The following is a 21685-nucleotide window of genomic DNA, read 5'->3' as shown; positions in this document are numbered from 1 at the left end:
CCGTTTGATGGCAGCGGACCGACCGGATGTGGCAGGAACGCCGCACTTCGGCACAGTATGGAAGCCAGCCGGAAGCCGGCCGGGCAACCGCACACTCACGCTGATCTGGGGACGGGCGCCCCGATTGCAACCCGGCGCAGTCAGTGGCCGGCGGTCGCCATGCTCTTGCCGATGTCGACTGCCGCAACCCGCTGCCCCGGCGCCTTGGTGACAGCCATCTTGGGCTGGCCGGCATTTTCCAGGAAGGCCACGGGATTCTGCGGCACATCGTTGACGTGCACCTCGAAGTGTAGGTGCGACCCGGTGGCACGGCCGGTGCGGCCCACCAGGGCGATGCGCTCACCCGCCTTGACGATGTCGCCGATCTTCACGAACACCTTGGACGCGTGGGCATACCGCGTCTTCAGGCCGTTGCCGTGGTCGATGTCGACCATGTTGCCGTAGTCGCTGCGGTATTCGCTGGCCACCACCACGCCACCGGCTGCCGCTACGATGGGCGTGCCCACGGGCGCGACAAAGTCCACGCCGTCATGCTGCGTGCGCCGGCCCGTGAATGGATCGATGCGCGTACCAAAACCCGACGAGTCATAGCCGACTGCCACCGGGCGCACCGTCGGCATCATCTTGGCGTGGATCTGGCGGTCCATCAGTGTGCTCTCGAGCACGCTGAGGTAGTCGTTGCGCTGGTCGGCCGAGCGCGTCAGGCGGTCGAGCTCGGACTGGATCTCCGGCATCGACATCGACCGGGAGAACGTGCCCTCCGGCCCGCCACGTCCCGGCTGCGACTTGAAGTCGAACTCACGCGGCGGCACGCCGGCCAAGCCCGATACGCGAGCGCCCAGCGCATCCAGACGCACCATCTGCGCCTGCATTTCGCCGATGCGCGCGGCCATCAAGTTGAGATTTTCGCGGGTGACGCTGGTGTCGGCACCCGAGGTACCGGACAGGGTGGCGCCGGGCACCAGGCCCTGCTTGACCGCCAGCCACATCGCCCCGCCCGACAGTGCCGCGACAGCCAGCAGCGCCGCGCCAATGGCCGCGAAGACATTGCGTCGCGACAGGTGCGTCGCGCCCGCCTTGCGCGGATGAATCAGGATGATCTGCATCGCTTGTTTCCGGACAAAAAAGCCGCCCACTGGCACGAAAGCGCGATGAAGCGCCCTACAATGCCGGCATGCGAATCTTCGTTCATCCCGCTCTCAAGACGCCCATAGCAAGACCCGTCCAGGATTGGCTCTCGGGTGCTGGCTCGGTCGGCCCGCTGATGCAGGCGGCCAAGCAATTGGCGTCGTTGGAAGCGGAGGTGTTGTCGCTGCTACCGCCCGGCTTGGGCGGCGGAGTGGCCATCGGCGGCATCAGGAACGACTCGCGCGACAGCCGGGAAGCGACTTTGGTGTTGCTCGCCGCACATAGTGCGGCTGCGGCGCGCGTACGGCAGGTGGTACCCACCTTGCTAGAGCGTCTGCAGCGCCGGGGATCGCAGATTACCGCAATTCGTGTACGGGTACAACCGCAGGGCGGAAACGACAGCTTGTGGCCACAAGAGACCCAAAAGCCGCTCAAACGCGCCAAGATGACAGCAGTTGGACTCAACAGCCTAGCGACGCTGGCCAATGAACTGCCGGATTCGCCGCTACGGCAGGCCCTGGCAGAAATGGTCGCCCGACACGTCGCCCCCAAATGAAAAGCGCCCCGTAGGGCGCTTTTTTCATGCTTGCAACCGCAGCAACCGATCAGGAAAACGCCGGTTGCAACTGCGGCAGGAAGGCACGCGGCGCCTCTTCCAGCTTGTCGAACGTAACGATCTCGTAAGCCGTTTCATCCGCCAGCAGCGCGCGCAACAGCGCATTGTTCAGGCCGTGGCCCGACTTGTGCGCCGTGTAGGCGGCGATCAGCGGGTGTCCCACCACGTACAGATCGCCGATCGCGTCGAGGATCTTGTGGCGGACAAACTCATCGCCGTAGCGCAGTTCGTCGTTGTTCAGCATGCGGTGTTCGTCCAGCACGATGGCGTTGTCGAGACTGCCGCCCCGCGCCAGGCCCACTTCACGCAGCATCTCAAACTCGTGCGCAAAACCGAAGGTGCGCGCACGGGCAATTTCGCGCGTGTAGCTGGTGTCGGCAAAGTCGATCTCGAAAGTCCGCCCCGTCTTGTCGATGGCCGGATGGCGAAACTCGATCGTGAATGCCAGCTTGAAGCCGAAGTACGGATCCAGGCGGGCGAGCTTGTCGCCTTCACGGATTTCCACCGGCTTGGTCACGCGGATGAAGCGCTTGGCAGCGCCCTGCTCTTCAATGCCTGCCGATTGCAGCAGGAACACGAACGAGGCTGCGCTGCCATCCATGATGGGAATCTCTTCCTCATCAACGTCGATATACAGGTTGTCGATGCCCAGGCCGGCACACGCCGACATCAGGTGCTCGACAGTCGACACACGGGCGCCGTCCTTCTGCAGCACGGAGGCCAGACGCGTATCGCCGATGGCGCTGGCGCTGACAGGGATCTCAACAGCCGGATCGAGGTCGACGCGCGTGAACACGATGCCGGTGCCTGCAGCTGCCGGGCGCAACGTCAACGTCACCTTACGGCCCGAGTGCAGCCCGATGCCGACGGTCTTGACGACGGACTTGATGGTGCGTTGTTTCAACATGGCCGCCCTCAACTCACGAATATTCTGCGATTGTTTTTATCTATGCGGTCTGCATAGGTGATAACCCTAAGCATACCATTTTCACACCCCTGCCTTCAAAACGACTTTTGTATCGGGATGTTAGGGGTCTCCGCATTCCGCTCAACCTTGGTGCGAGCGAATGACTCGCAGGTGCCTCGTTCGCCTTGCGGCGGCGGGCTTGGCGGGCTGGACTCCGCCATGTGGAGGGTTTTGGCGTGGCGTCAGAGTATCGCCAAGATCGATTCCGCGTCGCTGACGGCGAACTGTCCCGGGGCCTCCACCTGTAGCGCTGTTACCACACCGTTTTTGACCACCATCGCGTAGCGCTGCGAACGCACGCCCATGCCGCGCTTGGCAAGATCCTGGTCCAGGCCGAGTTTGCGCGTGAACTCCGCGCTGCCGTCGGCCAGCATGCGAACCTTGCCGTCGGAGCCCTGTGTGCGCGCCCATGCGCCCATCACGAAGGCATCGTTGACCGACACGCACCAGATTTCGTCGACGCCCTTGGCGCGCAGCGCATCGTAATTCGCCACATAGCCGGGAACGTGGCGCGCCGAGCAGGTTGGCGTGAAGGCACCGGGCAGGCCAAAGATGACGACCGTCTTGTCTTCAGCCAGGAGCGAGACCGAAAAGGCGTTGGGCCCGAGCGCGCAGCCGTCCTTTTCCACTTCAAAGAACTCATACAGCGTTGCGTCGGGAAGTGGTTGACCAGGCTGGATCATGATGGTGATGAATCGTTGCGCACGGATACTGCGATCATAGAACGAGACCGCCCGCGTGAGGGAATCACGCGGGCGGTCTTGGGAGACAACCACATCAGGAACATTGCACCGCACGCGACACGACGAACGGGCACACCCGCCGGGCGGGATGAACCCTTCCGGGGAGGCGGCCAGAGGCCAGCCAGCCCGGCGGCAACGACTGTGTCCTATTCGTCTACTACTGTCGCGCGCTGTCGACTGTTCAGCGGCAGACCATCACACAACGGCGGTCACGGGAGGGGAGCCGTGAGCCGCACGCGGCATGGGGTGCCACCGGCAGCCGGACGTGCGCGGGCGCTTTGCCTGACTCAGTCCGCCTGCTTGCGCAGGAATGCCGGAATGTCGTACGTATCGACGCCCTTTTCCTGCAGTGCTGCCACGTGCGCCGATGCCGACTCACGCGAGCTGCGCCACACGGCCGGGGTGTCGAAGTTGCTGTAGTCCGGCGCGGCCGCCACCGAGTGACCCATGGCGCCACCGCCAAAGGCCACCGGCTGGTTGTCGGTACCAGTCTTCAGCAGCGTCATCGTCTGTTGCTGTTGTTGCTTGTTGCGGGCAGCACGGCCCAGGCCCGTCGCCACCACGGTTACGCGCAGTGCGTCACCCATGGCATCGTCGTAGACCGTACCGAAAATGACGGTGGCATCTTCCGCGGCATAGCTGCGGATGGTGTTCATCACTTCCTTGGTTTCGGACAGCTTGAGCGAGCGGCTGGCCGTGATGTTGACCAGCACGCCGCGCGCGCCCGACAAGTCCACGCCTTCCAGCAGCGGGCTGGCCACGGCTTGCTCGGCCGCCAGGCGTGCACGGTCGACGCCGGACACGGTGGCCGTGCCCATCATCGCCTTGCCCTGCTCGCCCATCACCGTCTTCACGTCTTCAAAGTCGACGTTCACCAGACCGTCGACGTTGATGATTTCCGCGATGCCGGCCACAGCGTTGTGCAGCACGTCGTCGGCGCACTGGAAGCACTTGTCCATCTCGGCGTCGTCGCCCATGACTTCGAAGAGCTTCTCGTTGAGCACGACGATCAGCGAATCGACGTTGCCTTCGAGTTCATTGGCGCCATGCTCGCCAACCTTCGAGCGGCGTGCGCCCTCGAAGTCGAACGGCTTGGAGACCACGCCCACGGTCAGGATGCCCATTTCCTTGGCGATCTGCGCGACCACCGGGGCCGCGCCCGTGCCCGTGCCGCCGCCCATGCCAGCGGTGATGAAGACCATGTGCGCGCCGCGCAGTGCGTCGGCGATCTGCTCACGGGCTTCGTCTGCGCAGTGCTTGCCGACTTCCGGCTTGGCACCAGCGCCCAGGCCAGTGCTGCCCAGTTGCAGCACGCGCGATGCGGTCGAGCGCTTGAGCGCCTGCGCATCGGTGTTCATGCAGATGAATTCCACGCCTTGCACGCCGCGGCTGATCATGTGCTGCACGGCGTTACCGCCCGCGCCGCCGACGCCGACCACCTTGATGATGGTGCCGTCCTGCATTTCCGTTTCAATCATGTCGAAGTCCATCGTTGCCTCCAGAAGTGATCAGTCCCAGACGATGCAGCCTCCCCGCCGCAACCCCTGGTTCCTGAACAAAAAACATCAAAACAAGAAACTCAACTTGCTCCCGTGTGCGGACACATCGCGGAGCACATCGCCAATCCTCAGCACACGCGTGCTTAGAAATTGCCGATGAACCATTCCTTCATGCGCGTCCAGATCTGCTTGGCCGACCCGGACTGCACAACCACCTTGCGACCGCGCATGCGCTGCACGCGACCTTCCTGCAGCAAGCCCATCACCGTCGCGTAACGCGGGCTCTTCACGACTTCGTGCAGATTGCCGCGGTACTCAGGCACGCCCACACGCACGGGCTTCAAGAACATGTCTTCGCCCAGCTCGACCATGCCCGGCATCATTGCGGTGCCCCCGGTGAGGACCACGCCGCTGGAGAGCAGTTCCTCGTAACCAGATTCGCGCACCACTTGATGCACGAGCGAGAACAGTTCTTCCACGCGCGGCTCAATCACAGCGGCCAGCGCCTGGCGGGAGAGCGTGCGCGGGCCGCGATCACCAACGCCCGGCACATCGATCATTTCGTCCGGATCGGCCAGCACCTGCTTGGCGATGCCGTACTGAACCTTGATGTCCTCGGCGTCCGGCGTCGGCGTGCGTAGAGCCATGGCGACGTCGTTGGTGATCTGGTCACCGGCGATGGGGATCACAGCCGTATGGCGGATCGCGCCTTCGCTGAAGATGGCGATATCGGTCGTGCCGCTGCCAATGTCGACCAGCACCACGCCGAGTTCCTTCTCGTCCTCGGTCAGCACGGCCAGACTCGACGCCAGCGGCTGCAGGATCAGGTCGTGCACCTCAAGCCCGCAGCGGCGCACGCACTTGACGATGTTCTGCGCCGCGCTCACTGCGCCGGTCACGATGTGCACCTTCACCTCAAGCCGAATGCCGCTCATGCCGATCGGCTCGCGCACGTCTTCTTGGCCGTCGATGATGAATTCCTGCGTGAGGATGTGCAGGATCTGCTGATCGGTCGGGATGTTGACAGCCTTGGCGGTCTCGATCACGCGCGCTACATCGGTGGAGGTGACCTCCTTGTCCTTGATCGCCACCATGCCGCTCGAATTGAAGCTGCGGATATGGCTGCCGGCAATGCCCGTGAACACCTCGCCGATTTTGCAGTCGGCCATCAGCTCCGCTTCTTCAAGCGCCTTCTGAATCGACTGGACGGTCGCCTCGATATTGACGACCACGCCCTTCTTGAGCCCCTTCGATTCGGTCTGGCCCATGCCGATGACCTCGTAGGCGCCGTCAGGACGCAGCTCGGCCACCACCGCCACCACCTTGGAGGTGCCGATATCCAGCCCGACCAGAAGATCCTTGTATTCCTTGCTCATCGCGTTTTCTCTGTGCTTCGCGTTGCTTTGTTGTTGGCCGCCGGCTTACCCCCCAGCGTGGCTTTCGGCTTTGCGGCACTGCTGGTGCCATTCGTGGTGCCGGGCAATTTGCCCCCCTTGGCCAGCACCGCAGCCTGCGCATCGGTCAAGAAGCGCACACCCGCCGCCCGAACAGCGAACCCGTTGGGGTAACGCAGATCGGCGTATTCAATCTGACCGCCCCAGCGCTGCGTCACCTGCGGCCACGCGCGCACAAAGCGGCGGGCACGCGCGGCCAGCGCGGTGCGATCGTCATCATTCAACTCGCGGCCAAACTCGACGACCGTGCCGTTGGACAACCGCGCGCGCCACGCGTAGCGGTCGGTGAGCGTCACGCTCACGGGCTCGGTGTTCATCGGCTTGAACCATTCGGTCATGGTTTCCAGCTTGTCGACCACTTCCTGCTCGGTACCGTCGGGGCCGGCCAGCGCCACCAGATCAGCGTCGTCTTCCGCCTCGGCCAGGTTGGCAACAAACACCTCGCCGTACGTGTTGACCAGCTTGCCGGAATCGTTGCCACCCCACGTGCCCAGCGCCTCGTGTTCCTGCACTTCCACCAGCAGCCCGTTGGGCCACACGCGACGCACGCTGGCGTGGCGCACCCAGGGCACGGATTCGAAGGCCTGACGCGCGTCATCCAGGTTCAGCGTGAAGAAGTTGCCGCGCAGCTTGACCAACGCGTTGGCGCGAAGGCTCGGCGCGTTGACGTGGCGCATTTCGCTACCCGCCATCGGCATCACGCGCACCTGCTGCAACTGGAACATCGGACGCTGCATCAGCCAGACCGCCCCCACACCCAAACCGCCAAGCGCGAGCAGCGCATACAGCGCACTCGCGACGGCGTTGAGGAGACGGGTGTTGTGCCACATAACGTTGTGCTGGTCTGTTCGGCTTACTCAGGTTTCCAATCGGTACTTGCGTGCAACTCCAGCGACGCACTGGCCGCCAGTTGCAACACGAAATCCTCATAGCTGATACCGGCGGCGCGCGCGCCCATCGGCACCAGCGAATGCCCCGTCATGCCCGGCGACGTATTCATCTCCAGCAGGAACGGCGCGTTGTCGGACTTGCGCAGCATGATGTCGGCGCGGCCCCAGCCACGGCAGCCCAGCCCGCGATACGCCTGCACCACCAGCGCCTGCACGCGCGCGGCCACGTCAGCCGGAATCGGTGCCGGGCACTCGTAGCGCGTGTCGTCGGTGAAGTACTTGTTCTGGTAGTCGTAGTTGGCCTGCGGCGCGACGATGCGGATGAGCGGCAGCGCGGCGGCGCTTTCGCCTTCGCCGATCACGGGGCAGGTCAGCTCGTCGCCGTCGATGAACTGTTCGGCCATCACGTCGCGGTCCAGGCGCGCGGCCTTTTCGTAGGCGGCGGGCAGCTCGGCAGCGGTCGTGACCTTGGTCAGGCCGATCGACGAACCTTCGCGCGCCGGCTTGACGATCAGCGGAAGGCCCAGACGGTCGGCCACGGCTTGCCAGTCGGCGTCGGCCTTGAGCATGACGAAGTCGGGCGTCGGCAGACCGTGGGTCTGCCATTGGCGCTTGGTGGCTTCCTTGTCCATTGCCAGCGCAGACGCGAGTACGCCGCTGCCGGTGTACGGAATGCCGAACTGCTCGAGCAGGCCCTGGATCGTGCCGTCTTCACCAAAGCGGCCGTGCAGGGAGATCACGACGCGGTCAAAACCCAGCGTGGCCAGTTCAGCCACTGGCTGCACGCCCGGATCAAACGGGTGAGCGTCGACGCCGCGTGAACGCAGCGCGGCCAGCACGCCGTTGCCCGACAGCAGCGAGATCTCGCGCTCGGCCGAACGGCCACCCAGCAGCACGCCCACCTTGCCGAGGGACTTCGGATCAATCGTCGGATGTGGAACAAACGGGCCGGTCGTCATGCTGCCGCACCCCCATTCAGATCGACCACGTTCGAGGTACGCGCCTCAGCTTGCCGCGCAACCACCTGACCGGGCACCTGCCCGATCGTCCCTGCACCCATGGTGATGACCACGTCGTTGTCCTGCGCCGCATCCAGGATGGCTTGCGGCATGTCTTCAATCTGTTCCACGAACACCGGTTCGATCTTGTTGGCCACGCGCAGCGCGCGGGTGAGCGCACGTCCGTCCGCCGCCACAATGGGCGGCTCGCCGGCGGCGTACACCTCAGCCAGCAGCAGTGCGTCGACCGTGCCGAGCACCTTCACGAAATCTTCAAAGCAGTCACGCGTGCGCGTGAAGCGGTGCGGCTGGAAGGCCAGCACCAGGCGGCGATCCGGGAACGCACCGCGCGCAGCCGCCAGCGTGGCAGCCATCTCGACCGGGTGGTGGCCGTAGTCGTCGATGAGCGTGAAGCGGCCATTGCCGTCGGCGGTCGGCACTTCACCGTAGCGCTGGAAGCGGCGGCCCACGCCGTTGAATTCGGCCAGCGCCTTGACGATGGCCTCGTCCGGCACTTCCAGCTCGGTGGCGATGGCGATGGCAGCCAGCGCGTTCTGCACGTTGTGCAGGCCCGGCAGGTTCAGCGTGATCGACAGCGGCGGCTCGGCATGGCCGTTGAGCTGGCGAATCACAGTGAATTCCATGCGGCCATCCACGGCGCGCGCGTTGACGGCACGCACCTGTGCATCCTCGGCAAAGCCATAGCGCACCACTGGCTTGGACACAAACGGCAGGATCTCGCGCACGTTCGGGTCATCCACGCACAGCACGGCGATACCGTAGAACGGCAGGCGCTGCGTGAACTCGATGAACGCCTGCTTCAGGCGCGAGAAATCGTGCCCGTAGGTCTCCATGTGATCGGCATCGATGTTGGTGATGACTTCGATCACGGGGAACAGGTTGAGGAACGACGCGTCGGATTCGTCCGCCTCGGCGACGATGAAGTCGCCCGTGCCCAGCCGCGCGTTGGCGCCAGCGGAGTTCAGGCGGCCGCCGATCACGAAGGTCGGGTCCAGGCCGCCCTCGGCCAGCACGGAGGCGACCAGGCTGGTGGTCGTCGTCTTGCCGTGCGTGCCGGCAATGGCGATACCCTGCTTCAGGCGCATCAACTCGGCCAGCATGACCGCGCGCGGCACAATGGGGATGCGCTTGGCACGCGCGGCCAGCACCTCCGGGTTGTCACCGCGCACGGCGGTGGACACCACCACGGCGTTGGCGCCGATCACGTGTTCCGGCGCATGGCCCTGCATGACGGTCGCGCCCAGCGAGGCGAGACGCTGCGTCGCCGCGCTCGTTCCCAAGTCCGAGCCCGTCACACGGTAGCCCAGATTCAGCAGCACCTCGGCGATGCCGCTCATGCCGGCGCCGCCGATGCCCACGAAATGGATGTTCTTAACGATGTGCTTCATCAGTCGATTCCTTCCCTATGCCCGTGCCACCGCAACACACACGTCGGCGACACGCTCGGCCGCTTCCGGCCGTGCCTGCTCGCGTGCTTTGGCCGCCATATCGGCCAATTGCGCACGCGTCAGGGACGCGAGTGTATCTGCCAGCGCGGCCGGACCCAGTTCCGGCTGGGGCACCAACAAGGCCGCGCCGCGTTCGGACAGGAAGCGCGCGTTGGTGGTCTGGTGGTCGTCCACCGCATGCGGGAACGGCACGAACAGCGCTGCGACACCTGCCGCAGCCACTTCAGAAACAGTCATTGCACCGGCACGGCAGATCACGAGATCGGCATGCGCATACGCAGCGGCCATGTCGTCGATGAAGGGCACAGCCTGCGCGTGCGTGTCGTCGATACCGGCGGCGGCGTAGTTGGCGCGCAGCGTGTCGATCTGCTTGGCGCCGGCCTGATGGATGACGATCGGGCGCGTGGCGGCGGGCAACAGTGCCAGCGCCTTGGGCACCACGTCGTTGAGCGCCGCCGCGCCCAGGCTGCCGCCCACGACCAGCACGCGCAGCGGGCCAGTGCGTTCGGCGTAGCGCGTTTGCGGCGACGCCAGCGTCGCCAGATCCGCGCGGATCGGGTTGCCAACCCACTCGGCGCCGGTCAATGCATTCGGGAACGCGCACAACACGCGATCCGCCACGCGGGCGAGCACGCGATTGGCGAGGCCGGCAATCGAATTCTGTTCGTGCAGCACCAGCGGGCGGCCCAGCAGCACGCTCATCATGCCGCCCGGGAAGGTGATATAGCCGCCCATGCCCAGCACCACGTTCGGGCGCACACGGCGCACCACGCCCAGGCTTTGCCAGAACGCACGCAGCAGGTTGAGCGGCAGCAGGAACTTGGTGACGAGGCCCTTGCCGCGCACACCACCAAACTGCACCGACTCCAGCGGGAAACCGTGCTTGGGCACGAGCTGGCCTTCCATACCGTTCGCATTGCCGAGCCACACGACGTTCCAGCCGCGCGCGGCCAGCAGCTTGGCCACCGACAACGCTGGAAAGATGTGGCCACCGGTACCGCCGGCCATGACGAGAAGGGTGCGCGGTGACAGATCGGGCGAAATGCGAGCCGTCATACCTTGCCCCCACGCATGAGCACGCGGTTTTCATAGTCGATGCGCAGCAGCAGCGCGATCGCCACGCAGTTCATCAGGATGCCCGAGCCGCCGTAGCTGACCATCGGCAGCGTCAGGCCCTTGGTCGGCAGCAAACCCAGGTTCACACCCATGTTGATAAAGGCCTGCCAGCCGATCCAGATACCCAGGCCCTTGGCGACCAGACCCGCGAAGGTGCGGTCGAGCTGCAGCGCGGTGCGGCCGATCTCGAACGCGCGGCGCACCATCCAGTAGAACAGCAGGATCACGATCAGCACGCCGATGAAGCCGAGCTCTTCGCCGATCACTGCGAGGATGAAGTCGGTGTGCGCTTCAGGGAGGTAGTGCAGCTTTTCGATGCTGCCGCCCAGGCCGACACCGGTCCACTCACCGCGGCCGAAGGCGATCAGCGAGTGCGTCAATTGGTACGCCTTGCCCTGCGCGTATTCCTCTTGCCACGGATTAAGGTAGGCGAAGATCCGCTCACGCCGCCACGGCGACAGCAGGACCAGCAGTGAGAACGTCGACACCGCCGTCAGTACCAGCCCGCCGAAGAGCTTGCCGTTCACGCCGCCCAGGAACAGGATGCCCATCGCCACCGCTGCGATCACCAGGAACGCGCCCATGTCGGGCTCCAGCAGCAGCAGCGCACCCACGAAGGCCACCGCCACGCCCATCGGCAGGAAGCCCTTGCGCACGCTCTGCATCCAGTCCTGCTTGCGCACGGTGTAGTTGGCGGCGTACAGCACCACCGCCAGCTTCATCAGCTCCGACGGCTGGAAGTTCATGACGCCCAGCGGCAGCCAGCGGCGCGCGCCGTTCACGCCCTTGCCCACGTGCGGAATCAGCACCACGATCAGCATCACCAGCGCGATGATGAACAGCTTGGGGGCGTACTTGTCCCAGAACTTGACCGGGATCTGGAACGCCACCACGGCACCCACCACGCCGATCACCAGCGAGAAGATGTGGCGCATCAGGAAGTGCCCATTGCTGTAGTTGGCGTACTTGGGCGAATCCGGCAGCGCGATCGAGGCCGAGTACACCATCACCAGGCCGAGGCCGAGCAGCACGATCGCCACCCACATCAGCGGCTGGTCGTACTCCATCATCTTGGAGCGCGTGGGCTTGACGCCCGAGACAGCGTCGCGCAGGCCGTCCCACGCGTTGCCGATGGTGACGCCGATAAAGCCGCTGCGCTTGATCTGGGTGTCGCTCATAGGACGACTCCTCGGTCGGCGGCCAGTGCGGCCACGGCCTCGTGGAACACCTGCGCTCGGTGTTCGTAGTTCCGGAACATGTCAAAGCTTGCGCACGCTGGCGACAGCAGCACGGCGTCGCCCGCCTGTGCACGCGCGGCAGCTTCCTGCACTGCAGCTTCCAGTGTGGGCGCGTCGACCAGCGCGACACCGGTGTTGGCCAGCGCCTCACGAATCAGCGGCGCATCACGCCCGATCAGCACCACGGCGCGCGCGTATTGCGCCACCGGTGCGGCCAGCGGCGAGAAGTCCTGGCCCTTGCCATCCCCGCCCGCAATCAGCACAACATGCTTGGACAGGCCGGACAGCGCTGCCACTGTCGCGCCGACGTTGGTGCCCTTGCTGTCGTCAAAGAATTCGAGATCATCAAACGCGGCGATCAGCTCGACACGGTGCGGCTCGCCGGCGTAGTCACGCAGGCCGTGCAGCAAGGCGCTCACCGGCAGACCGATGGCGCGGCACAGTGCCAGCGCGGCCATCGCGTTGGTGGCGTTGTGCAAGCCGCGAATGCGTAGCGCGTCGGCGGGCATCAGGCGCTTCAGACGCACGGGCACCGGCGCGGCAGGCGTGGTGTCGCCCTTCTTGCGGCGCGTGGGCTTGGGCAAATCATCTTCATCGGCCTCGGCCAACACAATCCACGGCATGCCACCTTCGCGCAGAAGGCCGAGTGCATCCGGCGTGGCCGGCTCGTCAGTCCCGAAGGTAACGTCGCCACCCTTGCTGGCGAATGCCATCACGCCGGTGTCCTGGCGGTTCAGCACACGCACGGTGTTGGCGCCGAAGATGCGGCCCTTGGCAGCCGCGTAGGCCTGCATCGTGCCGTGCCAGTCGAGATGATCCTGCGTGATGTTCAGGATGGTCGCGGCGTCGGCGTCCAGCGTGTGCGTGGTTTCGAGCTGGAAGCTGGAGAGTTCCAGCACCCACACATCCGGCAGCGTGCCAGCGTCAACGCACTCGGTCAGTTTATCCAGCGCCGACGGGCTGATGTTGCCCGCCACGCCGACGGTCTTGCCGGCGCGCTCAGCCAAAGCGCCGGTGAGCGCAGTGGTCGTCGTCTTGCCGTTGGTACCAGTGATGGCCAGCACGCGCGGCGCGTAGCCCTGCGCGGACTTGAGGCCGGCGAGTGCACGCGCAAACAGTTCGATCTCGCCCCACACCGGCACAGCGCGCTCTTTGGCGGCGGTCAGCAGCGCAGCGACGTTGGCGTCCAGCGGCGACAGACCGGGGCTGATCGCCGCCAGCGTCACGCCTTCCAGCAGCGCCACGGCAAACGGGCCGCTCACGAATTCAGCATCCGGCACATGCGCACGCAGCGCCGGCAGGTTGGCCGGCGCCTCGCGCGTGTCGGCCACGCGCACGCGTGCACCGTGGCGTGCGCACCAGCGCGCCATCGCCAGGCCGGATTCACCCAGACCGAGCACCAACACGAACGGTGCCTCGAACTCGCCGAACATGCGCGGCTCCTGCGCGGTCTCGGCGGCAGGCATCGGTTCAGCAGAGTCGAGCGTGGCGACGACGGCATCCACCGCCGCTTCCGGTTGCGTCGGGACCATGTCGTCGTCGGGTGCGATGGGTTCGGTCATGTCCGTCATGTCCGCGCTCACCGCAGCTTCAGGGTCGACAGGCCGATCAGCACCAGCATCATGGTGATGACCCAAAAGCGCACGACCACCTGCGTCTCTTTCCAGCCGCTCAGTTCGAAATGGTGGTGCAGCGGCGCCATGCGGAACAACCGCCGGCCCTCGCCATAACGCTTCTTGGTGAACTTGAACCACGTCACCTGCAGCATCACCGAGAGGGTCTCGACCACGAAGATGCCGCCCATGATGAACAGCACGATCTCCTGGCGCACGATCACGGCGATGGTGCCGAGCGCCCCGCCCAGCGCCAGCGCGCCGACGTCACCCATGAACACCTGCGCCGGATGCGCGTTGAACCACAGGAAGGCAAGTCCCGCCCCGGCCATCGCCGAGCAGAAGATCAGCAACTCGCCCGCGCCCGGAATATGCGGGAAGAGCAAGTACTTGCTGTAGACGGCGCTGCCCATCACGTAGGCGAAGATGCCCAGCGCGCTGCCCACCAGCACGACCGGCATGATGACGAGACCATCGAGGCCGTCGGTCAGGTTCACCGCGTTGCTGGAGCCGACGATCACAAGGTACGTCAGGATGATGAAGCCGAACACGCCCAGCGGGTAGCTGACTTCCTTGAAGAACGGCACGATCAGATGCGACTTGGCGGGCAGATTGATCGACAGGCCGCTGCGCACCCAGTCCAGGAACAGTTCGAGCACGCGCATGTTGCTCGTCTCGGACACCGAGAAGGCCAGGTACGCCGCGGCAAACAGACCAATCACCGTCTGCCAGAAGAACTTCTCGCGCGAGGACATGCCCTTCGGGTCGCGATGCACGACCTTGCGGTAGTCATCCACCCAGCCGATGGCGCCGTAGCCCAGCGTCACCAGCAGCACGATCCAGATGAAGCGGTTGCCCCAGTCAGCCCACAGCAGCGTGGACACGGCAATGCCGATCAGCACCAGCACACCGCCCATGGTGGGCGTACCGGCCTTGACCAGGTGAGTCTGCGGGCCATAGCTGCGCACGGCCTGGCCGACCTTCATTTCCGTCAGGCGACGGATCACCCACGGCCCGAACCCGAGGCCGATCACCAGTGCCGTGAGGGATGCCATCACGGCCCGGAACGTCAGATAGTTGAAGACGCGCAGGAAGCCGTAGTCGTTCTGCAGCCATTGCGCCAATGCCAATAACATGGGTTCTTGCTTCCCTTAGTGCTTCTGTTGCGTGGAAGGGCCGGCCTGCGATGCTGCAGCCGGGTCTTTCAAGACCAGCGCTTCGACAATGCGTTCCATCCGCATGAAGCGCGAGCCCTTCACCAATACCGTCGCGCCCGGCGCAATGACCGGTACGCCTTGCTCAATCAGCTCTTCAGCCGACGCGAAATGCTGTGCGCCCGCGCCGAAGGCATCCACCGTGTGGCGTGCCAGTTCGCCCGTGGCCAGCACCGCGTCGATGCCGTGTTCACGCGCGTAGGCGCCAATCTCCTCATGAAACGCTGGGCCCTGCGAGCCCACTTCACCCATGTCACCCAGCACCAGCCAGCGCGGCGCCGGTAGCGTGACCAGCGCATCGATGGCGGCGCGCATGGAATCGGGGTTCGCGTTGTAGGTGTCGTCGATGACGAGGCCACCGCGTGCGCCCGGCTTGCGCTGCAACCGACCCTTCACTGGCGCAAAGTTGCTCAGCGCCTGCGCGATCACCTCGGGCGCAACACCGGCTGCCAGCGCACAGGCAATGGCGGCCAACGCGTTGCGCGCGTTGTGCACGCCCAGCAGCGGCAGCGTGAAGGCAAAGTGTTGACCCGGCGCTTGCACGTCGATGTGTTGACCATCGGCGGCGTCCGTCACCACGCCGGTCACCGCACCCGCTTCGATACCGAAATCGAGCACACGGCGCGATCCGGCCGCCGCTTGCCACACGGGCGCATATTCGCCACCGTTGGCCGTATCGCGCGGGAACACCGCGACGCCGTCGGGCGGCAACGCGGCCAGCACGGCGGCATGTTCTTCGGCCACCGCTTCCACGCTGACCATGAATTCCTGGTGCTCGCGCTGCGCGTTGTTGATCATCGCCACGGTCGGCTGGGCGATGGTGGCCAGCACGGCCGTCTCGCCCGGGTGGTTCATGCCGAGCTCGAGCACGGCCAGCTTGTGCTGCGCATTCAGGCGGAACAGCGTGAGCGGCAGGCCGATGTCGTTGTTGAAGTTGCCGGCGGTCGCCAGGCGGGCGTCTTCACCCACGGCCTGCGCGAAGATCGCGGAGATCATCTCCTTGACCGTGGTCTTGCCGTTGCTGCCCGTGACAGCCACCACCGGAATCGGGAACTGGCGGCGCCAGCCAGCAGCAAGTTGCCCCAGCCCGATACGCGTATCGGCCACCGTCAGCACGGCCACGTTGGAGACATCCAGCGTGCCCGGCAGCGCGCGTGATACCAGCACGGCAGCGGCGCCACGGGCGATCACATCCGGCAGGAAATCGTGCGCATCGAAACGCTCGCCGATCAGCGCGACGAACAGGTCGCCGGGCTCAACAGCACGGCTGTCGGTCGTCACGCGACGGATGGCGGCATCCGGGCCAACGAGGTGCGCACCGGCCATCCAGGCCGCGGCATCAGTGGCTTGCATCATCACGTTTTGGGCGGCGCTCATGCGTTCACCCCACGGGCTGCGAGCGCCAAGCGCACATGTTCCTGATCGGAGAACGGGCGCTTGCGGCCAGCAATCTCCTGCGTCGATTCATGCCCCTTGCCGGCTACGACGATTACGTCATACACATCGGCGTGGCGCACCGCGTGCAGGATGGCAGCGGCCCGGTCTTCGATCTGCGCGGCGGCGCGCGGGTTGTCCATGCCGTCAGCGATCTCGTCGAGGATGTGTTGCGGATCTTCGCTGCGCGGGTTGTCGGAAGTCAGTATCACGTGCTGCGCCAGCTGCTCGGCAATGGCGCCCATCTGCGGGCGCTTGCCGGGATCGCGATCACCACCGCAGCCAAACACGGCCCACAGCTTGCCGCCACGCGCTTCGGTGATCGGCGCGAGTGCGCGCAGCGTCTGCTCCAGCGCATCGGGCGTGTGAGCGTAATCAACCACCACCAGCGGGCCGTCTTCGCCACCGAAGCGTTCCATGCGGCCGCTCACGGGTTGCAGCTTTTCCAGACGCGCGATGGCGTCCTGCCACGGCACGCCGGCCGCCAGCAGCGCGCCCAGCACACCCAGCAAATTCGATACGTTGAACAGGCCGACGGTCGGCGCATGCACCGTTGCCTGGCCAAAACTGCCATCCACGTCAAAGGTGGTGCCTGTGCGATGTGCGCGCACATTGGTGGCGCGCAGCCATTGCTTGGCACCGTGTTGCGCAGCGGCCTCGCCGTCGATGCCATATTCGATCATTTCAACGCCGGCGCGGATGCTTTGCAGCAAACGCGCACCAGCCGCGTCGTCGCGGTTGATGACGGCAGCGCGCAAACCCGGCCAGTTGAACAGGCGTGCCTTGGCGAGTTCGTACTCGGCCATGGTGCCGTGGTAGTCGAGATGATCCTGCGTGAGGTTGGTGAACACTGCGATATCGAAGCGCGTGCCATCCACGCGGCCCTGCTCCAGGCCGTGCGACGAGACTTCCATGGCGATCGCGCGGGCGCCGGCACGATGCAAATCAGCCAGGCTGTGCTGCAGTTGGATGGCATCCGGCGTGGTGAAACCGGTTGCCACCAGCGCATCGACAAACCCGGTGCCGAGCGTACCCACCACCGCGCAACGCTCCCCATGTTTGGTCAACGCCTGCGCGATCCACTGTGAACACGACGTCTTGCCGTTGGTACCCGTCACGCCGATCACGCGCAGCGCATCCGGCCCCGGCACGCTGTACCACTGTGCGGCCAACGGTCCGGCCAAATCAGCCAAACCGTCCACCGCCAGAACCCCCACCGGCGCATCGGCCGGCACCACGTATCCATGCGCTTCTGCCAGCACGGCAGAAACGCCGGCTGCAATCGCCTGCGGAATATGCGGACGCCCATCGCCGCGCTGGCGCACGTTGCCCAGCACATAGGCGACGAACACGTCGCCGGTCTTGAGCTTGCGCGTGTCGCTGGTGATGTCGGCACCGGCCGGCACCTGGGCGCGCAGCCAGTCCAGCACCGGCGCCAGACGCACGGCAACGGATGGGCGGTCAGAATTCGGCAAGGCCGTCATTGCAGGCCTCCCACGGGTTCTTCCGGCACGTCCGCGCTCATCACGAGCTGACGCACGGGCGAATCCGGCGGCACGTTCAAGGCGCGCAGGGTGCCGCCCACGATCTGCGAGAACACCGGGCCGGCTGCCCCGCCGCCATAGCGGTTACCCACGGTGGGCTCATCCACGCTCACCGCCACGATGATGCGCGGGTTCGACATCGGCGCCAGGCCAATAAACGAGGCGCGATACTTGGAGCGATCATAGCCACGCCCAGTGTGCTTCCATGCCGTACCGGTTTTGCCGCCCACGCGGTAGCCCATCACCTGAGCCTGGGGCGCGGTGCCGCCGGGCGCTGTCACCGTCTCCAGCATCTGACGAACCTGCCGCGCCACCTCCGGCGAGATCACGCGCTCGCCCTGCGGCGGCTGGCCGTTGGTGCGGTACATCGTGATTGGGATCAGCTCGCCATCGTGCGCGAAGATGGTGTAGGCATGTGCGATCTGGAACAGTGAGACCGACAGGCCGTAGCCGTACGACATGGTCGCCTGTTCGATGCGACGCCATTTGTTGGCCGGCCGCAGCCGCCCCGCCACTGCACCCGGAAAGCCAATCTTCGGAGCTTGCCCCAAGCCGACGCTCGTGAACATGTCCCACATTTCCTGCGGCTTGAGCGTCATCGCGATCTTGGTCGTGCCGATGTTGCTCGAATGCTGGATGACCTGCGCGACCGTCAGCGTGCCGTAGTTGCTGGTGTCGGAAATGGTTGCGCCTTCAAAGTTGAATTTGCCGTTGGTCTGCACCAGCGTGGTGGGCGTCACACGCTTGAGCTGCAGCGCCAGGCTGATGGTGATCGGCTTCATCATCGAGCCAGGCTCGAAGGTGTCAGTCAGCACGCGGTTGCGCAACTGCTCACCCGACAGGCGGCTGCGATCGTTCGGGTTGTAGGTCGGGTAGTTCGCCAGCGCCAGCACTTCGCCAGTCTGGGCGTCCAGCACGATGGCGCTGGCGGCCTTGGCCTTGGTGCGCTCGATGGCAGCCTTCAGTTCATTGAAGGTCAGGTACTGGATCTTGGCGTCGATCGACAGCGTCTGGTCATGGCCGTCACGCGGCGCCTTGAGCACGCCCACGTCTTCCACCACGCGGCCCAGGCGGTCCTTGATCACTTGACGCTGGCCAGCAGCGCCTGCGAGGTCACCCTCGCGCGCCAGTTCCATGCCTTCCTGGCCCTTGTCCTCGACGTTGGTGAAGCCGACGATGTGCGCCATCGCCTCCCCTTCCGGGTAGAAGCGCTTGTACTCACGCGTCTGATAAACACCGTCGATCTTCAGCGCCGCAATCTGGTCGGCAACCTCGGGCAACACCTGGCGCTTCAGGTAGACGAAGCCCTTGTCTTCGCCCAGCTTGGCGGCCAGTTCCTTGGTGCTCATGCCGAGCAGCTTGCCGAGCTTCTGCATGTCGGCGCCGGGCACGTCGTTGGGCACGTCCTCCGGCACGGCCCAGATGGCCTTCACCGGCAGGCTGGTCGCCAGCACCAGGCCATTGCGATCCAGGATCTTGCCGCGCGTGGCCGGCAATTCCAGCGTGCGCTGGAAGCGCTTCTTGCCCTCGGCTTCGTAGAAGCGGTTGCCCGGACCCTGAATCCACAGCGCGCGGCCGATCAGCGCCACGAATGCCGCAAACATCAGGAACACGACCAGCTTCGAGCGCCACATCGGCAGGCGCAGGCCCAACACCGGGCTGGCGGAGAACTGGCCCAGGCGCGCGCGCGCCGTGGTGCCATTGGATTTGCGTGCGCCGCTCATGGCTGTACTCCTGAAGCCGTGGGCGCGCTGGCCGGCGTGGCAGGCGCCACTGGCACATCGGCAAACCCCTGCAGATACTGCGTACGACCCGCCTGCGCGGGCGACATCTTCAATTGCTTGCTCGCAATGTCAGCAATGCGAGCGCTCTTGCCCAGTGCGCTCTGCTCATATTGCAGGCGAGACCAGTCGGTGTTGAGTTGCTTTTCTTCCGCCTGCGAGCGATCGAGCGCGACAAACAGTTGCCGCGCCTGATGCTGCGAACTGACCAGCGACAGCGCGCACAGCACCAGCGCAGTCAGCAGGAACATGTTCAGGCGGTTCATGGCGTGCGTCTCCGTCGGCTCAGCAACGCTCGGCCACGCGCATGATGGCCGAGCGCGCCCGCGGATTGGCCGACACTTCGGCCTCCGACGGCTTCACCCGGCCCAGCAGGCGCAATTGCGGCGCCGGCAGCTCATGCGCACGCAGCGGCATCCGACGCATTTCCGGTGCGGCGGATTGCTCCGGGCGCGCCAGGGCCTGCATGAAGCGCTTGACGATGCGGTCTTCCAGCGAATGGAAGCTGATCACGACGAGACGTCCCCCAATTTCCAGGCGATCAAAGGCGGCCTTCAGACCGGTTTCGAGGTCCGCAAGCTCTTGATTGACGTGAATCCGTAAAGCTTGAAAGGTGCGGGTCGCAGGGTCTTGACCCTTCTCGCGTGTCTTGACGGCTTGCGCCACGAGCGCGGCAAGCTCGGATGTGCGATCGAGAGGACCTCGATCCCCGGATTGGCCCCGGCGAGCAACAATCGCCTTTGCAATCTGTACAGCAAACCGTTCTTCCCCATAGTCCCGTATCACCCTCGCAATGTCGCGCTCATCAGCCTCGGCCAGCCATTGGGCTGCGGTGATGCCGCGCGTGGTGTCCATCCGCATGTCGAGCGGGCCATCCATCCGGAACGAGAAGCCGCGTGCGCCTTCATCGATCTGCGGCGAACTGATGCCCAGATCGAGCAGCACGCCGGCCACCCGTTCCACGCCGCGCGCGTCCAGGCACTGGGCCATCTGCGCGAAGCTGTCATGCTCAATAGCGAAGCGGGCATCCTCTACGGTGCCCGCTTCGGTGATTGCTGCCGGGTCCTTGTCGAAGGCGACGAGTCTGCCGCCGGGCCCCAGCCGTTCCAGGATGCGCCGGCTGTGCCCGCCTCTCCCGAAGGTTCCGTCTATATAGATGCCGTCGTCGCGCCAGATGAGCGCGTCGACCGCTTCGTCTAAGAGCACCGTTTGATGGCGCAGTCCCGTACTGGCTTGGGTTGTCATCGTGCGTCATCAAAAGGAAAAATTCTTGAGGGCGTCGGGCATGCCTTGCGCCATGGCGGCTTGCTCCTTCGCGGTGTACGTGGCGGCGTCCCAGACTTCGAAGTGGCTGCCCATGCCGAGCAGCATCACGTCGCGTTCCAGGCCGGCGGCCATGCGTAGTTCAGGGGTGATAAGAACGCGGCCGGCGGTATCGAGTTCCACATCGGCGGCACTGCCCAGGAAGATCCGCTTCCACCAGTGGGCTTCCATCGGCAGCGCGGCGATGCGCTCGCGAAAGCGTTCCCACTCGGGGCGCGGAAACAGCATGAGGCAGCCGTCCGGGTGCTTGGTCACAGTCACCCGGCCCTCGGCCTGCAGCTGAAGCGCTTCGCGGTGCCGCGACGGAATGGACATCCGCCCTTTGGCATCCAGCGTCAGCGCCGACGCACCCTGGAACACGTTGGATTCTCTCTCCGTACGGCGGTGGTACCGCCGTCAACTGGCCCGCAAAACGGCCTCTTCAAACCACAAAACTACACTTTCTGACACTGTTTCCCACTTTAGAGGAACCACTTTAGGCGGTCAAGGCTTGTCAGAGGCTACGAGATGGAAAATTTGCAATCAGAACAATGACTTAGCGAGCCCCACCGGAGCACCCATGCCACTTTTCCCAATCAAATGAAGGAGATAGCGTGGTTTATGTAGAAACCACGTGAGAGAACGGCGCACGACAACGCCCGCGGCGGCAGTCAGTGGG

General features: G+C 65.1%; 19 protein-coding genes. 1 reads left to right on the top strand and 18 read right to left on the bottom strand.

The features are described 5' to 3' along the window. Positions 1 to 140 precede the first annotated feature (140 nt). Complete coding sequence (locus ACS13N_RS00265; protein ID WP_438929819.1) at positions 141 to 1106, bottom strand: M23 family metallopeptidase; 966 nt, start codon at positions 1104 to 1106, stop codon at positions 141 to 143. Between the two features lie 68 nt (positions 1107 to 1174). Between ACS13N_RS00265 and ACS13N_RS00260 the strand changes: the two genes are divergently transcribed. Beyond that, positions 1175 to 1684: a DciA family protein gene (locus tag ACS13N_RS00260; protein WP_438929818.1), complete on the top strand. Its 510-nt coding sequence runs from the start codon at positions 1175 to 1177 to the stop codon at positions 1682 to 1684. A gap of 49 nt (positions 1685 to 1733) precedes the next feature. Here the strand turns inward: ACS13N_RS00260 and lpxC are convergent, their stop codons facing one another. The 17 genes from lpxC to mraZ all read right to left on the bottom strand — a co-directional run bounded on the left by lpxC (position 1734) and on the right by mraZ (position 21387). After that, positions 1734 to 2651, bottom strand: a complete 918-nt coding sequence (gene lpxC / locus ACS13N_RS00255; RefSeq protein ID WP_438929817.1) for a UDP-3-O-acyl-N-acetylglucosamine deacetylase — start codon at positions 2649 to 2651, stop codon at positions 1734 to 1736. Positions 2652 to 2893: 242 nt separating this feature from the next. Continuing rightward, on the bottom strand, positions 2894 to 3394 hold the full coding sequence (locus ACS13N_RS00250; RefSeq protein ID WP_438930578.1) for a peroxiredoxin: 501 nt from the start codon (positions 3392 to 3394) through the stop codon (positions 2894 to 2896). A gap of 347 nt (positions 3395 to 3741) precedes the next feature. Continuing rightward, entirely contained in the window at positions 3742 to 4944 is a 1203-nt protein-coding gene (gene ftsZ, locus ACS13N_RS00245; RefSeq protein WP_064805254.1) for a cell division protein FtsZ, read from the bottom strand. 152 nt (positions 4945 to 5096) lie between these two features. Continuing rightward, positions 5097 to 6329, bottom strand: a complete 1233-nt coding sequence (ftsA, locus tag ACS13N_RS00240) for a cell division protein FtsA (RefSeq protein ID WP_021196099.1) — start codon at positions 6327 to 6329, stop codon at positions 5097 to 5099. Beyond that, the gene (locus tag ACS13N_RS00235; RefSeq protein ID WP_438929816.1) at positions 6326 to 7237 is read right to left on the bottom strand and encodes a cell division protein FtsQ/DivIB; all 912 of its coding nucleotides are present in this window, start codon (positions 7235 to 7237) and stop codon (positions 6326 to 6328) included. Before ACS13N_RS00235 ends, ftsA begins: the two co-directional genes overlap by 4 nt. A gap of 23 nt (positions 7238 to 7260) precedes the next feature. After that, positions 7261 to 8256, bottom strand: a complete 996-nt coding sequence (locus ACS13N_RS00230; protein WP_438929815.1) for a D-alanine--D-alanine ligase — start codon at positions 8254 to 8256, stop codon at positions 7261 to 7263. Further along, entirely contained in the window at positions 8253 to 9704 is a 1452-nt protein-coding gene (gene murC / locus ACS13N_RS00225) for a UDP-N-acetylmuramate--L-alanine ligase (protein WP_438929814.1), read from the bottom strand. Before murC ends, ACS13N_RS00230 begins: the two co-directional genes overlap by 4 nt. Positions 9705 to 9719: 15 nt before the next feature. Beyond that, positions 9720 to 10820 (bottom strand): undecaprenyldiphospho-muramoylpentapeptide beta-N-acetylglucosaminyltransferase, encoded by a 1101-nt coding sequence (murG, locus tag ACS13N_RS00220; protein ID WP_438929813.1) that lies wholly within the window; start codon positions 10818 to 10820, stop codon positions 9720 to 9722. Beyond that, entirely contained in the window at positions 10817 to 12058 is a 1242-nt protein-coding gene (ftsW, locus tag ACS13N_RS00215) for a putative lipid II flippase FtsW (RefSeq protein ID WP_438929812.1), read from the bottom strand. Before ftsW ends, murG begins: the two co-directional genes overlap by 4 nt. Next, positions 12055 to 13551 carry a UDP-N-acetylmuramoyl-L-alanine--D-glutamate ligase gene (gene murD / locus ACS13N_RS00210; protein ID WP_438930577.1) on the bottom strand — a complete coding sequence of 499 codons (1497 nt, stop codon included), beginning with the start codon at positions 13549 to 13551 and terminating at the stop codon, positions 12055 to 12057. Before murD ends, ftsW begins: the two co-directional genes overlap by 4 nt. 146 nt (positions 13552 to 13697) lie before the next feature. Next, the gene (gene mraY, locus ACS13N_RS00205; protein WP_048933141.1) at positions 13698 to 14867 is read right to left on the bottom strand and encodes a phospho-N-acetylmuramoyl-pentapeptide-transferase; all 1170 of its coding nucleotides are present in this window, start codon (positions 14865 to 14867) and stop codon (positions 13698 to 13700) included. Between the two features lie 15 nt (positions 14868 to 14882). After that, positions 14883 to 16322 (bottom strand): UDP-N-acetylmuramoyl-tripeptide--D-alanyl-D-alanine ligase, encoded by a 1440-nt coding sequence (locus ACS13N_RS00200; protein ID WP_438929811.1) that lies wholly within the window; start codon positions 16320 to 16322, stop codon positions 14883 to 14885. After that, positions 16319 to 17863, bottom strand: coding sequence for a UDP-N-acetylmuramoyl-L-alanyl-D-glutamate--2,6-diaminopimelate ligase (locus tag ACS13N_RS00195; protein ID WP_438929810.1), 1545 nt, complete (start codon positions 17861 to 17863; stop codon positions 16319 to 16321). Before ACS13N_RS00195 ends, ACS13N_RS00200 begins: the two co-directional genes overlap by 4 nt. Beyond that, complete coding sequence (locus ACS13N_RS00190; protein ID WP_438929809.1) at positions 17860 to 19647, bottom strand: peptidoglycan D,D-transpeptidase FtsI family protein; 1788 nt, start codon at positions 19645 to 19647, stop codon at positions 17860 to 17862. The genes ACS13N_RS00195 and ACS13N_RS00190 overlap by 4 nt, the downstream gene beginning before the upstream one ends. Continuing rightward, positions 19644 to 19970, bottom strand: coding sequence for a cell division protein FtsL (gene ftsL, locus ACS13N_RS00185; protein WP_438929808.1), 327 nt, complete (start codon positions 19968 to 19970; stop codon positions 19644 to 19646). The genes ACS13N_RS00190 and ftsL overlap by 4 nt, the downstream gene beginning before the upstream one ends. A gap of 19 nt (positions 19971 to 19989) precedes the next feature. After that, positions 19990 to 20949 carry a 16S rRNA (cytosine(1402)-N(4))-methyltransferase RsmH gene (rsmH, locus tag ACS13N_RS00180; protein WP_438929807.1) on the bottom strand — a complete coding sequence of 320 codons (960 nt, stop codon included), beginning with the start codon at positions 20947 to 20949 and terminating at the stop codon, positions 19990 to 19992. A 9-nt stretch (positions 20950 to 20958) separates the two neighbouring features. Next, positions 20959 to 21387, bottom strand: a complete 429-nt coding sequence (gene mraZ, locus ACS13N_RS00175; RefSeq protein WP_039599880.1) for a division/cell wall cluster transcriptional repressor MraZ — start codon at positions 21385 to 21387, stop codon at positions 20959 to 20961. Between the last annotated feature and the right edge of the window lie 298 nt (positions 21388 to 21685).

Origin of the sequence: Ralstonia sp. 24A2, from assembly GCF_051783885.1 — a bacterium.
In the GTDB taxonomy this organism is placed as follows: Bacteria; Pseudomonadota; Gammaproteobacteria; order Burkholderiales; family Burkholderiaceae; genus Ralstonia.
The sequence above is the reverse complement of the archived record's forward strand: the minus strand, read 5'-3'. Positions and strand labels throughout refer to the sequence as shown.